9 protein-coding genes and 1 pseudogene are annotated in these 13,882 nt (G+C 68.6%); 4 read left to right on the forward strand and 6 right to left on the reverse strand.

Going from position 1 to position 13,882, the window contains the following annotated elements:
* Positions 1-18 precede the first annotated feature (18 nt).
* Positions 19-936, reverse strand: coding sequence for an alpha/beta fold hydrolase (locus JHD80_RS15435; RefSeq protein WP_199088870.1), 918 nt, complete (start codon positions 934-936; stop codon positions 19-21).
* Positions 937-1,075: 139 nt separating this feature from the next.
* Between JHD80_RS15435 and JHD80_RS15440 the strand changes: the two genes are divergently transcribed.
* A complete protein-coding gene (locus JHD80_RS15440; RefSeq protein ID WP_199088872.1) occupies positions 1,076-1,975 on the forward strand; it encodes a LysR family transcriptional regulator in 900 nt (299 codons plus the stop codon).
* 48 nt (positions 1,976-2,023) lie between these two features.
* Here the strand turns inward: JHD80_RS15440 and JHD80_RS15445 are convergent, their stop codons facing one another.
* Together JHD80_RS15445 and JHD80_RS15450 are read right to left on the reverse strand one after the other, a co-directional pair.
* The gene (locus JHD80_RS15445) at positions 2,024-2,800 is read right to left on the reverse strand and encodes a sulfite exporter TauE/SafE family protein (protein WP_199088873.1); all 777 of its coding nucleotides are present in this window, start codon (positions 2,798-2,800) and stop codon (positions 2,024-2,026) included.
* A gap of 2 nt (positions 2,801-2,802) precedes the next feature.
* Positions 2,803-3,042 carry a DUF1127 domain-containing protein gene (locus JHD80_RS15450; RefSeq protein ID WP_199088875.1) on the reverse strand — a complete coding sequence of 80 codons (240 nt, stop codon included), beginning with the start codon at positions 3,040-3,042 and terminating at the stop codon, positions 2,803-2,805.
* A 175-nt stretch (positions 3,043-3,217) separates the two neighbouring features.
* Between JHD80_RS15450 and JHD80_RS15455 the strand changes: the two genes are divergently transcribed.
* From JHD80_RS15455 to JHD80_RS15465, 3 genes are all read left to right on the forward strand, one after another.
* Entirely contained in the window at positions 3,218-4,561 is a 1,344-nt protein-coding gene (locus tag JHD80_RS15455; RefSeq protein WP_199088877.1) for an aminotransferase-like domain-containing protein, read from the forward strand.
* Positions 4,562-4,736: 175 nt separating this feature from the next.
* Entirely contained in the window at positions 4,737-5,594 is an 858-nt protein-coding gene (locus JHD80_RS15460) for a LysR family transcriptional regulator (protein ID WP_199088879.1), read from the forward strand.
* A 107-nt stretch (positions 5,595-5,701) separates the two neighbouring features.
* Entirely contained in the window at positions 5,702-7,111 is a 1,410-nt protein-coding gene (locus tag JHD80_RS15465) for an amidohydrolase family protein (protein WP_199088881.1), read from the forward strand.
* Between the two features lie 53 nt (positions 7,112-7,164).
* Here JHD80_RS15465 and JHD80_RS15470 read toward each other — a convergent pair whose 3' ends face one another.
* From JHD80_RS15470 to JHD80_RS15480, 3 genes and pseudogenes are all read right to left on the reverse strand, one after another.
* Entirely contained in the window at positions 7,165-10,326 is a 3,162-nt protein-coding gene (locus JHD80_RS15470; RefSeq protein WP_199088883.1) for an efflux RND transporter permease subunit, read from the reverse strand.
* Positions 10,323-13,487 (reverse strand): efflux RND transporter permease subunit, encoded by a 3,165-nt coding sequence (locus tag JHD80_RS15475; RefSeq protein ID WP_199088887.1) that lies wholly within the window; start codon positions 13,485-13,487, stop codon positions 10,323-10,325. The genes JHD80_RS15470 and JHD80_RS15475 overlap by 4 nt, the downstream gene beginning before the upstream one ends.
* Positions 13,488-13,500: 13 nt before the next feature.
* Positions 13,501-13,882: pseudogene (locus JHD80_RS15480) on the reverse strand (hypothetical protein); the annotation flags it as partial.

Genomic DNA, 13,882 nt, shown 5'->3' on the forward strand with positions numbered 1-13,882 from the left:
CAGAGCCTTGCGGATCGATCAGCCTGCCTTGTCGAGGAAGGCGCGGACCATGGTGACGGTGGCGGCCGGATTTTCTTCCATGATCCAGTGGCCGGAATCGGGGATGACGCCTTCGGTGACGTCGTTCGCCGCCGCCCGCATCACCGCCGCCATCCCGGCGCCGAACGACTTCTCGCCGCCGATCGCGAGCACCGGCATGGCGAGCTTGCCGCCGGCCGCGAGATAGGCGCGGTTGTCGACGGCGTCCTGGTCGAAGGCGGCGAACTGGGCGAAGCCCGAATGCATCGCGCCGGGCAGGGCGTAGAGCTTGGCATAATGCTCGCGCGAAGCCTCGGAGAAGCGGGCGGGCGTCGCCGAGAACTCGTTCCAAAAGCGGTCGAGATAGATACGCTCGCGCCCCGCGACCAGCCGCTCCATGTCGGGCCCGCCGAAGCGGAAATGCCAGAGCAGCGGGTTCTTCAGGATCTCCTCCCAAGGGCCGACGCCGGGCACCGGTGCGTCGATCAGGGCGAAGCGGCGTACGCGCTGCGGATGCTGCGCGGCGAAGGCGAAGCCGACCATGTTGCCGATGTCGTGCGTCACCAGATCTGCCCGCTCGATCTTGAGGGCGTCGAGCACGCCGGCGACATCGCCGGCCTGGGTCTTCTTGTCGAAGCCGGAGGCCGGCTTGGACGACAGGCCCAGCCCGCGCAGGTCCGGTACGACGACGGTGTAGTTCTTCGCCAGGTCGGCCGCCATCGGCGCCCACATGTCGCCGGTCTCGCCATAACCGTGCAGCAGCACGACCGCGGGCCCCTGGCCGCCGACGCGGACATGGATGGTGGCGCCGTTGGTGGCGATCTCCTGCGTCTTGAAGGTATTCGGAAAGTCGGGAACCTGCGCGACCGCGGGGGCCGCCAAAGCGAGGGCGCCGAGCGTCAAGGCGATTTTCAACATGACCCATCTCCCGCCTGCCGGGAGGGCGGTCGACCATGACCGTCTCTGTCAGCCCCGTTTGGCATGACGCAACGTAGCATTCGCTTTCCGTTCGGATTAGCATCGCATCGGCGAAATTGAAGTCCGGAAAAACCGAACGATGTTGAAGCTCGACGGTATCGCGACCTTCGTCGCCATCGCGGAAGCCGGCTCGCTGAGCGAAGCCGCGCGTCGCCTGCGCCTCTCGAAATCGGTGGTGAGCGATCGCCTGGCCGAACTGGAGCACAGCCTCGGCGCCACGCTCCTGCATCGCAGCGCCCGCCGGCTGACGCTCACCGAGGATGGCGCGGCTTTTCTCGAACGCGCCACGCGCATCGCCCGTGAGGTCGAGGAGGCGGCGGCCGACATGGCCGAGCGCCGCGGCACGCTGGCCGGACCGCTGCTGATCTCGGCGCCGGTCACCTTCGGCCGCATGCATCTCGGCCCCGCGATCTACCCTTTTCTCGCACGGCATCCCGAGATCGCGCTGACGCTCGATCTCGACGACCGGCGGGTCGAGGCGGGCGCGGACAGCTACGATGCCGTGCTGCGCCATGGGTCGATCGCGGATTCGCGCCTCGTCGCCTGGACGCTGGCGCCGAGCCGCAGGGTGCTGGTCGCTGCTCCCGATTATCTGGCGCGTCGCGGCAGCCCGGCCTCGGCGGCCGCGCTCGATGGACATGACGGCATCTTCTATACCAACCGCGGCAGCGGCGACTGGCGCTTCCATGGCCCGGAAGGGGCGGTCAGCGTGCGCGGGCGTCCCAGCCTGCGGGTCAATAACGGCGACATGATGCGGGATGCGGCGCTGGCGGGACTGGGCATCGCCCTGCTGCCCCTGTTCATCGCCGGGGCCGATATCCGCAGCGGCCGGCTCGGCATCGTCGATATCGGCCTACAGCCGGAGGTGGAGGCCATCTACCTGGCGCATCCCGAGGGCCGCCGGCCATCGGCCAAGCTGCGCGCCTTCGCGGATTGCCTGCGCCAGGCTTTCGGCGCTCCGCCCTATTGGGAGGCCTGAGCCGGCAAGTCGGTCCAGGGCCGGCAACGCCTTCGCTTCGTCGCAGCCTCACAGGTAGCCCGAAACGCCGTCCCAGAGCAGCTTCAGCGCGGTGATAACCAACAGGCCGTAACAGGCGCGGTAGATCTGGCGCTGGTCCAGGGCACCATGCAGCCGCCAGCCCAGCCAGACCCCGGACGGAATCGCGAAGAGGCAGATCGCCATCAGCAGCCAGACCTGATGGGTCGGAGGCGCCACGAGCAGCCACGGCCCCGCCTTCAAGAGATTGCCGACGGTAAAGAACAGGCTGGTCGTGCCGGCATAGATCTCCTTGCTCAGGCCGAGCGGCAGCAGATACATCGCCAGCGGCGGTCCGCCGGAATGGGCGACCATGGTGGTGACGCCCGAGGCGAAACCGGCCGCGACCGCCTTCGGCGCCGAGCGCGGGCGGGCCTTTACCTCCGCGCCCCGCAGGAACCAGAGCCCGACGAAGACCAGCGTGATCACCGCCATGACGATGGCGATGGCGCGATGGTCGAGGAAGCGGAAGACCAGGTAGCCGAAGCCGATCCCGGCCACGAGGCCCGGCAGGAGCAGCCTGAGATCGGGCTTCGACCAGGTCGAGGCCTTCCAGTAGCGCAGGGCATAGAGATCCATCGCGACGAAGAGCGGTGCGAGCAGCCCGCCGGCCGTGACCGGGTCCATCACGAAGGACAGGAGCGGGATGCCGACGATGGCGAAGCCGCCGCCGAAGGCGCCCTTCATGAAGCTGATCAGGAAAACGCCGGCAAAGGCGACCAGGGCCGCCGTGAGCGTCAGGTCGAGCGCTGCTGCACCACCGGTCATCGTCACCGCCTCGGCCAGTCGGGAAGGCGAGGTTCGAGGCCGCGAACCGCCGGTTCTATCTCGCTCCGTGCGAGCCCGATATCGCGCAGTTCGGCATCGCTGAACTCGCGGAGCCGCGCAATGGCCTCCCGGCGGGCAAAATAGCGGGCAATCGCGCGGCAGCAGGCGCCGAGCAGTTTGGAAGGCGTGACGAATGTCCCGCTGATTATGGGCCGAGCGATGGTCGCGAGGAGCGCAGCCATATCCGTTCTCCTGTGGCTCGCTTCGGGCCGCGCGGCATCACCTGCGCAGGCGCCTAGCGGAGCGTCCACGCATCGACAGACGGCATTCCCGCCGCCCCCGAAGCAATCGGTTGATGCAGGCAAAATGATCCGATACGATATTCAGAGCAATCGAAACATTGATCTCGGTGCAATTATGCCGAAAGCCGATTACCTGCAGCTCGCCGACGCCATTGCCGCGGAGATCGACGACGGCCGTCTCAAGCCGGGGGACCGCCTGCCGCCGCAGCGCAGCTTCGCCTATGAGCGCAATATCGCCGTTTCCACCGCGAGCCGTGTCTATACCGAGTTGCTGCGCCGCGGGCTCGTGGTCGGCGAGGTCGGGCGCGGGACCTTCATCTCGGGCGAGGCCAGGCGCGGCGTGGCCGCCCCCGGCGAGCCGCACGGCGCCCGCATCGATCTCGAGTTCAACTATCCGCTGCTGGCCGACCAGACGGCGCTGATCGCCAGGAGCCTGGCCGGGCTCGACCAGCCGGCGGTGCTCGACGCCGCGCTGAAGCAGGGCACCAGCGTCGGCACGCCGGCGGCTCGGAGCATTGCGGCCGCCTATCTGTCGCAAGGTGCGTGGTCTCCAGCGCCCGAGCACCTCGTCTTCACCGGCAATGGGCGCCAGTCGATCGCCGCGGCGCTCGCCGCAACCGTGCCGACGGGCGGCCGCTGCGGGGTCGAGGCCCTGACCTATCCCTTCATCAAGGGCATCGCCGCCCGGCTCGGCATCGGGCTGGTGCCGCTGGCGATGGACGAAGGTGGCGTGCGGCCCGATGCCGTGGAGAAGGCGCATCGCGAGGCTCATCTCTCGGCGATCTATATCCAGCCGGCGGTGCAGAATCCGCTGGGCACGACGATGCCGGCGGCGCGTCGGACCGATCTCCTGCGCGTCGTCGAGGCGCTCGACCTCCCGGTCATCGAGGACAATATCTACGGCTTCCTCGACGACGCGCCGCCGCTCGCGGCGTTGGCCCCCGAGCGCTGCATCGTCCTCGACAGCCTGTCGAAGAAGGCGGCGCCCGGCCTGACGCTCGGCTTCGTCGTGCCGCCCGCGCAACTGCGCGAAGGCGTGGCCGCCGCGGTGCGCTCGGGCGGGTGGGCGGCGTCGGGCTTCGCCTTCGCGGCCGCGCAGCGAATGATGGCGGACGGCACGATCGCCGAACTCGTCAGGTTGAAGCGCCGCGACGCCCGGGCGCGCCAGAAGCTGGCGGCCGAGCGCCTCGCCGGGTTCGAGATCCAGGCCAATGACAGATGCTACCATCTGTGGCTCACCTTGCCGCCGCACTGGCGCTCGCAGAGCTTCGTCGCGGCTGCGGCCCGGCGCGATATCGCGCTGACGCCCTCGACCACCTTCGCGGTCTCGCCCGGCCATGCGCCGAACGCGGTCAGGCTGGCGCTGGCGGCCCCGGCGATGGAACAGCTCGACGCCGCCTTGCGGACGCTCGCCGGCATGCTCAACGCACGGGAAGACGATTTCTACGGGACCGAGTGAACCGCCTCGCCTGCGGCCGGGCTCGGCGCCGATCCGCCCGGGCGCCGGCGGCCTGCTCGCCGGTGCTGCCTTCGACCAGAAATGAAGGCCGCCTCTCAAGAACCATGCACCGCGTTGCCCCCAAACCGGGTGTCGGGGTAATCACGCTGTACGCGGAGCCGGGAGCGATGCACGCATGAATCGCTATCCGATGTTCAATCCGCAGGTGCTCATCAGCTTCGTCGCGGTCTGCGAGACGCTGAGCTTCACGCGTGGGGCCGACCGGGTCTCGCTGTCGCAATCCACCGTCAGCCTGCAGGTCAAGCGGCTGGAGGACCTGCTCGGCTGCCCGCTCTTGGAACGCTCTTCGCATCAGGTCCATCTCACCGAGGAGGGGGAGCGGCTGCTGAGCTATGCGCGCCGGATCATCGCCCTCAACGAGGAGGCGCATGACGCGCTGACCGGCGTCTGGCGGGACGGCGTGCTGCGGTTGGGGATGCCCGAGGATTTCGCCGTGCCGACCATCGATCTGCTGGCGGATTTCGGCCGCCAGCATCCGCATCTGCGGCTCGATGTCAGCAGCGGCCTGAGCGCCGATCTGCGCAGCGCCTACGAGCGCGAGGAGCTCGACCTCGTGCTGGTGAAGCAGCGGCGCGGACAGCCGCCACGCGCGGCAAGGCGCGAGCCCTTGCTCTGGCTCGACAGCCTGGCGCATCCGGCGATCGAGCGCGCGCCGGTCTCGCTCGCGATGTTCCCGCTCGGCGGGCTCTATCGCGACGAGTTGTGCCAGGCGCTCGACGCGCTCGGCGTGCGCTGGCGCATCGGCTATTGCAGCGGCAGCCTCGCGGCGCTGGCCGCTGCCTCCGCGGCCGGGCTCGGCATGACCTTGCTGCCCGCGAGCTGCCGCCTGCCCGGCCACAGGGTTCTCGGCATGGCCGAGGGATTCGCCGAGATCACCGATTTCGAACTCGCGCTGTATTACCGCGACGACGCGCCGGCCTCGACCGCGATCCTGGCCGAACGGCTGGTCGCCTATTGTCATCTCGGCGTATGAAAGGCGTCAGCATTGGCTGTCTCAATAGTCAGCATTGCCAAATATCGCTGCCAAATCCCCGGGTTCGGGCTTATGCCGTCCGCAACAATCACAAGGAGGCGGCGACCATGGAACTGGCACATCATCAGAGCAGGCGTTCGTTCATCGGCCGGACGGGTGGCCTCGCCACCGCCTGCGCCGTGATGGCGGGGCTGCCGGGTGGGGCTGCGAAGGCGCAGCCGGCCGCGACCAAGCCCGCATCCGCCAAGCCTGCGGCCGAGGGGAGTAAGCGTACCCCGACCGAGCAGCACTACCTCCTGACCAATGTCCGGCTCGAAGAGGGCTTCGTCCATGACGGCGACGTCATCACGGGCACGCGCTCGGGCCTGTACGCCCTTGAGATCAAGGCCGGCAAGATCGCCGCGATCCATGCGGCAGGTGCGGCGCTGTCGGCGGGCGTGCCGAGCTACGAGGCCAATGGCGAGCTCGCCCTGCCTGCGATGCGCGACATGCACATCCATCTCGACAAGACCTTCTATGGCCGCCCCTGGCAGGCGCCGCTGCCGCGGCAGGGCAAGACGATCCTCGACATGATCGCCCGCGAGGAGAAGCTGATCCCGCAATTGCTGCCGGACTCGCAGGAGCATGCCGAGCAGCTTATCGCGCTGCTGCAATCGAAGGGCACCACGGTCGCCCGCAGCCATTGCAATATCGACCCGGTCAGCGGGCTGAAGAGCCTCGAGCATCTGAAGCGCGCGCTGGAGAACCACCGCGACGATTTCTCCTGCGAGATCGTGGCCTTCCCGCAGCATGGCCTCCTCCTCTCGAAAGTCGACAAGCTGATGCGCGAGGCGATGAGCATGGGCGTCGCCTATGTCGGCGGTCTCGACCCGACCAATGTCGACGGCGCCATGGAGAAGTCGCTCGACGCGATGTTCCAGATCGCGCTCGACACTGGCACCGGCGTCGACATCCACCTGCACGAGACCAGCCCGGCCGGCGTCGCCGCGATCCTGCACATGATCGCGACCGTCGAGAAGAACCCGGCTTTGCGCAACAAGGTCACGATCAGCCACGCCTTCGCGCTCGCCACGATGGCGCCCGGCGCCCTCGATGAAGCGGCCACGCGCATGGCCGCGCAGGGCATGACGATCGCCTCGACCGTGCCGCTCGGCGCCTCGACCATGCCGCTGCCGCAGCTCAGCGCTAAGGGCGTCTTCGTGATGACCGGCACCGACAGCGTCACCGATCACTGGTCGCCCTTCGGCCGTGCCGACATGCTCGAAAAGGCCAATCTCTACGCGCAGCTCTATCGCGGCAGCGACGAGTTCCGCCTGTCCCGTTCGCTGGCGATCGCGACCGGCGGCGTGCTGCCGCTCTCCGACAAGGGCGAGCGGGCCTGGCCGAAGGCCGGCGATGCCGCCGATTTCACGCTGGTTCCGGCGAGCTGCTCGGCCGAGGCCGTCGCCCGCCTGCCGGAGCGCAGCGCGACCTTCCATCGCGGCCGGATGGTTTTCGGCGGCGTCGGCGCGGCCTGACGTCTTCGCGGTTCCGGGCGGCCGGCGATGTTGCAACCGCCCGCCATCGCCGGTCAGCTCCGGCCGGCGTCGCCTTGCAGCGGGGTGGTCCCGATCGGCTCGGGCGGAGCCGCCCGGCGGCGCCGGCCCAGCCTGCTCATCCAGAGATAGATGACGGGCGTGGTGTAGAGCGTCAGGATCTGGCTGAGGATCAGGCCGCCGACGATGGTGATGCCGAGCGGGCGCCGCAGTTCCGCGCCCGGGCCGGTCGCGATCATTAGCGGTACGGCACCCAGCATGGCCGAAAGCGTCGTCATCAGGATCGGCCGGAAGCGCTCCAGGCAGGCCTCGAAGATCGCCTCGCGCGAGGGCAGGGCGCGCTGGCGCTCGGCGCCGATGGCGAAGTCGACCATCATGATGCCGTTCTTCTTGACGATGCCGATCAGCAGGATGATGCCGATGAAGGCGATGATCGTGAGGTCCGCGCCGGCGATCCTGAGCGCGATCAATGCGCCGAGCCCCGCCGATGGCAGGGTCGAGAGGATCGTGACCGGGTGGATCAGGCTCTCGTAGAGCACGCCGAGGATGATGTAGACGGCGAGGATCGCGACGAGGATCATTACGCCCTGGCTGCCGGCACCCTGCGAGAACGCCTTGGCGTCGCCCGCGAATTCCGCTCTGAGCGACGCCGGCATGTGCAGCCCTTCGACCGCGGCGACGACGGCATCGCTCGCCTCCTGGATGCCGACGCCGGGCGCGAGATCATAGGTGATCGTCACGGCCGGGAACTGACCCTGATGGTTGATCACGAGCGGGGCCGTGCCGCGCTCGACCTTGACCAGGCTGCGCATCGGTACCTGAGCGCCGTTGCGGCCGGGCACATAGAGATCGAGGATGTCGCTGGGGTCGCGGCTGCGCGAGGGCGCGACTTCGAGCACGACGCGATACTGGTTGCGCGCGCCGTAGATCGTCGAGATCTGGCGCTGGCTGAAGGCATCGGACAGCACGTTGTCGATGGCCTGGATCGCGACGCCGAGCTGCGAGGCCTTGTTGCGGTCGATCACGACATCGGCCTGCAGGCCGCCCTGCTCGCGATCGGTCGAGACATCGACGAGCTCGGGCAAGGTGCGCAGCTTCTCCAGCACCTTGGGCACCCATTCCTCCAGTTCTGGCAGGTTCGGGTCCCAGAGCGTGAACTGGTATTGCGAGCGGCCCTGCCGCCCGCCGGCGCGGACATCCTGGATCGGCGTCAGGAAGATGCGCAGGCCGGGGATCGAGGACAGGCGGCCGCGCAGGCGATTGACCACCTGGGCCGAGCTCAGGCCGCGCTCTTCCGGCGGCTTCAGGCTGACGAAGAAGCGTCCGGTATTCACCGAGCCGCCGCCGCCGATGAAGGAGGCGACGCCTAAGACGGCGGGGTCTGCGGCGACGATGGCCGCGCCCTGTTGCTGGAGCTGCGCCATCGCCGGGAAGGAGATGTCGGTCGAGGCCTGGGTGAAGCCGATGATCAGCCCGGTATCGTCCTGCGGAAAATAACCCTTCGGCGCGCTGCGGAACATCTGCACGGTCAGCGCCACCGTCGCGAGCATCACGACGAGCATCAGCCAGCTATGGCGCAGGACGACCGTGAGCGTGCGGCCATAGAAGCCCGTCATCGCCGAGAGCACGCGCTCGACGACCCGGTCGAAACGGTTCTCGCGATGCGGGCCGGCCTTGAGGAAATGCGCGCAGACCATCGGCGTGACGCTGAGCGAGACCACGGTCGAGACGAGGATCGCGAAGGTCAGAGTCAGCGTGAACTCGCGGAAGAAGCGGCCGGCCACCCCATCCATGAAGAAGAGCGGGATGAAGGCCGCGATCAGGGACAGGCTGATCGAGACCACGGTGAAGCCGATTTGGCCGGCGCCGAGCAGGGCGGCACGCAGCGGCGACATGCCCCGGGCGACGTTGCGCTCGATGTTCTCGATCATGACGATGGCGTCGTCGACGACGAAGCCGACGGAGATCGTCACCGCCATCAGCGAGAGGTTGTCGAGCGTGAAGCCGGCGAGCCACATCGCGCAGAAGGTGCCGGCGATCGAGAGCGGCACGGTGACGCCGGCCGCGATGGTCAGGGTCGTGCGCCGCAGGAACAGGAAGACGACCAGCATCACGAGCGCGATGGAGATCAGCAGCGTGTGCTGGATATCGGTGATCGAGGCGCGGATCGTCACCGTACGGTCCGACATGATCGAGATTGCGAGGCCGGCCGGCACCCAGCGCTGAATTTCAGGCAGCAGCGCCTTCACCCGGTCGACGGTGTCGATGACATTCGCGTCGGCCTGCTTGGTGAGGGTGATCAAGATCGCCGGCTTGCCGTTGTACCAGCCGGCGGCGCGGCTGTTGCGCACGCCGCGCTCGACCGTCGCGACATCGGCGAGCCGGACCACCGTGCCCCTGGCCGAACGCACGACGATATTGCCGTAATCGGCGGGGTCGCGGATCTGGTTGTTGGCGGAGAGCGTCTCGCTCAAGCGGCCGCCGTCGAAGGAACCGACCGCCGAGACGGTGTTGGCGTTGACGATCGCCGTGCGGATCGTGTCGAGGCTCAGGCCCATGGCGGCGAGCTGGGCAGGATCGACGCGGACGCGGATCGCCGGTTGCTCGGCGCCGGCGACAGTGACCTCGCCGACACCCTCCACCTGGGAGATGCGCTGGGCGATGACGGTGTCGGCGGCGTCGTACATCGCGCTCGGCGTCATCGTGTCGGAGGTCAGGGCGAGGATCAGGATCGGCGCGGCGTTGGGATTGGCCTTGCGGAATTGCGGCAAGGTCGGCAGGTCGCCGGGCAGGTCGGTCGCGGCGGCGTTCAGTGCGGCCTGGACGTCGCGGGCGGCACTGTCGGTGTTCCGCGTCAGGTCGAATTGCAGCACGATCGAGGTCGAGCCGAGCGAGCTCGTCGAGGTGATCTCGGTGACGCCGGGGATCGAGCCCAGCCTGCGCTCCAGCGGCGCGGCGACGCTGCCGGCCATGGTCGCGGGATCGGCGCCGGGCCGGCTGGCGAAGACGCGGATCGTCGGGAAGTCGACGCTCGGCAGGCTCGCCACCGGCAGGAAGATGTAGGCGACCATGCCGACCAGGAAGAGGCCGATCGCCATCAGCGTCGTGCCGACGGGGCGCAGGATGAAGGCGTCCGAGAGGCCCCGGACCGATTTCCAGCCCTTGTCCTCGTCGTCCTGGCCCGGGGCGGCGCTCATTCGGCCGCCTCCGGATCGGGATAGGGCACGACGCCGTCCGGCCCGCCGCCGAGGCGTCGGCGCAGGTTTTCCAGCGCGAGATAGATCACCGGCGTGGTGTAGAGCGTCAGCAACTGGCTGAGCAGCAGGCCGCCGACGATGGTGATACCGAGCGGCTGGCGCAACTCGCTGCCGGTGCCGGTCGCCAGCGCCAGCGGCAAGGCGCCGAGCAGGGCCGCCAGCGTCGTCATCATGATCGGCCGGAAGCGCAGCAGGCAGGCCTTGACGATGGCCTCCTCCGGCGAGAGGCCCTCATGCCGTTCGGCCTCCAGCGCGAAGTCGATCATCATGATCGCGTTCTTCTTGACGATGCCCATCAGCAGGATGATGCCGATCAGCGCCACGATCGAGAGCTCGCGGCCGGTCAGGACGAGGGCGAGGAGGGCGCCGACGCCGGCGGAAGGCAGCGTCGTCAGGATCGTGAACGGGTGGACATAGCTCTCGTAGAGGATGCCGAGCACGAGATAGATCGTCACGATCGCCGCGAGGATCAGCCAGGGCTGGTTGGCGAGCGAGCGGTTGAATTCCGCCGCATCGGCGCTGAAGGAACCGGAGATCGCGTCCGGCATGCCGATCTCGCGCTCGACAGCCGCGATCATCTTGACGGCATCGCCCAGCGCCTCGCCCGGCGCGAGGTCGAAGGAGACGGTCGCGGCCGGGAACTGCTCCTGATGGGCGATGGAGAGCGGTGCGGTCTCGCGGATCAGGCGGGTGAAGGAGGAGAGCGGCACCTGCACGCTGTTCTGCGTCACCGTCGTGGTACCGGCCGAATTGGTCTGGCCCTGCGTGTTGGTGTTGCCGGTAACGTAGAGCTTCGAGAGCGCGCTGGGATCGCGCAGATATTGCGGCGCCGCCTCCAGGATGACGCGATACTGGTTCGACTGCTCGTAGATCGTGGCGATCTGGCGCTGACCGAAGGCGTCGTAGAGCGTGTCGTCGACGGCCTGGATGGAGATGCCGAGCCGCCCGGCCTTGGCCCGGTCGATCTCGACGCGGGCGCGGAGCCCGCCGTCCTGCGTCTCATTGGCGACGTTGCGCACGATCGCCTCGCGCCGCAGCGCCTCCGAGAGCTTGCGCGCCCATTCCATCACCTGCGCCTGGTCGGCGCCGGTCAGGGTGTACTGGTATTGCGAGCGGCTGGCGCGCGTCGTGATCTGGATGTCCTGCACCGGCTGGACATAGGCCACGATGCCGGGGATCGTGGCGGCGAGCGCACGCAGCCGTTCGGCGATGACGACAGCGTCGTCCCGGCGCTCGTCCTTCGGTCGCAAGGTCACCGTGAGGCGCGCAGTGTTCAAGGTGGCGTTGGCCTGGCCGATGCCGAGCACGCCGACGACGCCGGTGACGTCGTGGTCCTGCTCGAAGGCCTGCGTCGCCTTCTCCTGCAGGCGCTTCATCTCGTTGAAGGAGACGTCGGGCGAGGATTCGAGCACGACATTGAGCAGGCCGGTATCCTGGCTCGGGAGGAAGCCCTTGGGGATGACGATGTACATCCACACGGTCAGCACCAGCGTGGCGAAGGTCGCGAGCAGCACGAGCCCGCGCACCTTCAGCGCCCAGCCGAGCGTGACCTCGTAGAGCCGCGCCATCGCCGAGATCGGCCATTCCGCCAGGCGCATCAGCGGGTTCTCGCGCTTGCCGTCGTGATGGCGCAGCAGGCGCGCGCACATCATCGGCGTCAGCGTCAACGAGACGATCGCCGAGACCACGACCGCGATGGTCAGCGTCAGCGCGAATTCGCGGAACATCCGGCCGACGAGCCCGGTCATGAACAGCAACGGGATGAAGACCGCGATCAGCGAGACCGTCAGCGAGATCACGGTGAAGCCGATCTCGCGGGCGCCGTCATAGGCTGCGCGCAGCGGCTTCTTGCCCTGCTCCATGTTGCGCACGATGTTCTCGATCATCACGATCGCATCGTCGACGACGAAGCCGGTGCCGATGGTCAGCGCCATCAGCGAGAGATTGTCGAGGCTGAAGCCGGCCAGCCACATCACCGCGAAGGTCGCGATCAGCGAGAGCGGCAGCGCGACGCCGGCGATGATCGTGGCCCGCACCGTGCGCAGGAAGAGCAGCACGACGAGCACAACCAGCGCGCAGGCCAGGATCAGCGTGAACTGGACATCCGCGATCGAGGCGCGGATCGTCTCGGTGCGGTCGCTGACCACCTGGAGCTCGACGCCGGCCGGCATGCCGCTCTTCAGGCGCGGAATCTCCTCCTTCACCTGCGCGACCGTGGTGACGATATTGGCGCCGGGCTGGCGCATCACGTCGAGGACGACGGCGGTCTTGCCCTTGTACCAGGCGCCGACGCGGCTGTTCTCCAGGTCTTCGAGCACCACCGCCACGTCGCGCAGGAAGACCGGCGCGCCGCTGCGATAGGCGACGACGATGTCGCGATAGGCCGACGCGCTGCCGATCTGGTCGTTGGCGCTGATCGTGTAGGCCTGATGGTTGCCGTCGAGCGCACCCTTGGAGCCCGCGACATTGGCGGCGACGATGGCGTTGCGCAGATCCTCCATGCCGAGCCCATAGGCAGCGAGCCGCGCGAGATCGGCCTGGATGCGGATCGCGGGCCGGACGCCGCCTTCGAGCGAGACATGGCCGACGCCGGAAACCTCGGACAGGCGCGGCGAGAGCAGCGTATCGGCGAGGTCGCTGAGCTGGCGCAGCGAGACCGTGTCCGAGGTCAGCGCCAGCACCATGATCGGTGCATCGGCCGGGTTGATCTTCGCATAGGTCGGCGGATAGGGCAGGGTGCGCGGCAGGGTCGATCCTGCAGCGTTGATCGCCGATTGCACGTCCTGCGCGGCCGCGTCGATATCGCGGTCGAGATCGAATTGCAGCGTGATCTGGCTGAGCCCGAAGGAGCTCTGCGAGTACATCGTCGAGAGCGCCTGGATCTGGCCGAACTGCCGCTCTAGCGGCGCCGTCACCAGCGAGGCGATCGTCTCCGGGTTGGCGCCGGGCAACTGAGTGGTGATCTGGATCGTCGGGAAGTCGACCTGCGGCAACGCCGAGACCGGCAGGCGCAGATAGCCGAGGATGCCGCAGAGCAGCACCGCGACGCCGAGCAGGGAGGTCGCGATGGGCCGGCTGATGAAAGGCGCGGACACGCTCATCGCGGCTGCCCCGTCATGGCTGCGCTTGCGGTCTTTGTGCACCCGATCCGCCGGCAGGGGAACCCTGTCCGCCGGGGGGCGCCCCTTCGGGCGAGGCGCCGCCGTTGCGACGCGGCCGGTTCTGGCGGTTGCCGTCGGTTCCGGCCGGCGGCGCGGCGGGCGCGTCCTGCGCCGGGGCCGTGGAGCCTGCGGCCGGGGCATTGCCGCCGCCCTGCTGGTCGCGGCGGCGGCCCGACCCCCTGTCTCTTATACACATCTGACGCTGCCGACGATTAACCTTAAAGAGGGGGGGGGGGGGGGGGGGGGGGGGGGGGGGGGGGGGGGGGGGGGGGGGGGGGGGGGGGGGGGGGGGGGGGGGGGGGGGGGGGGGGGGGGGGGGGGGGGGGGGGGGGGGG

It is taken from the genome of Allobosea sp. ASV33 (assembly GCF_016428755.1).
Taxonomy (GTDB): Bacteria; Pseudomonadota; Alphaproteobacteria; order Rhizobiales; family Beijerinckiaceae; genus Allobosea.

Coding starts and splice junctions, on each gene's coding strand:
- JHD80_RS15435 (WP_199088870.1), bottom strand. CDS start 936: ATGTTGAAAATCGCCTTGACGCTCGGCGCCCTCGCTTTGGCGGCCCCC.
- JHD80_RS15440 (WP_199088872.1), top strand. CDS start 1,076: ATGTTGAAGCTCGACGGTATCGCGACCTTCGTCGCCATCGCGGAAGCC.
- JHD80_RS15445 (WP_199088873.1), bottom strand. CDS start 2,800: ATGACCGGTGGTGCAGCAGCGCTCGACCTGACGCTCACGGCGGCCCTG.
- JHD80_RS15450 (WP_199088875.1), bottom strand. CDS start 3,042: ATGGCTGCGCTCCTCGCGACCATCGCTCGGCCCATAATCAGCGGGACA.
- JHD80_RS15455 (WP_199088877.1), top strand. CDS start 3,218: ATGCCGAAAGCCGATTACCTGCAGCTCGCCGACGCCATTGCCGCGGAG.
- JHD80_RS15460 (WP_199088879.1), top strand. CDS start 4,737: ATGAATCGCTATCCGATGTTCAATCCGCAGGTGCTCATCAGCTTCGTC.
- JHD80_RS15465 (WP_199088881.1), top strand. CDS start 5,702: ATGGAACTGGCACATCATCAGAGCAGGCGTTCGTTCATCGGCCGGACG.
- JHD80_RS15470 (WP_199088883.1), bottom strand. CDS start 10,326: ATGAGCGCCGCCCCGGGCCAGGACGACGAGGACAAGGGCTGGAAATCG.
- JHD80_RS15475 (WP_199088887.1), bottom strand. CDS start 13,487: ATGAGCGTGTCCGCGCCTTTCATCAGCCGGCCCATCGCGACCTCCCTG.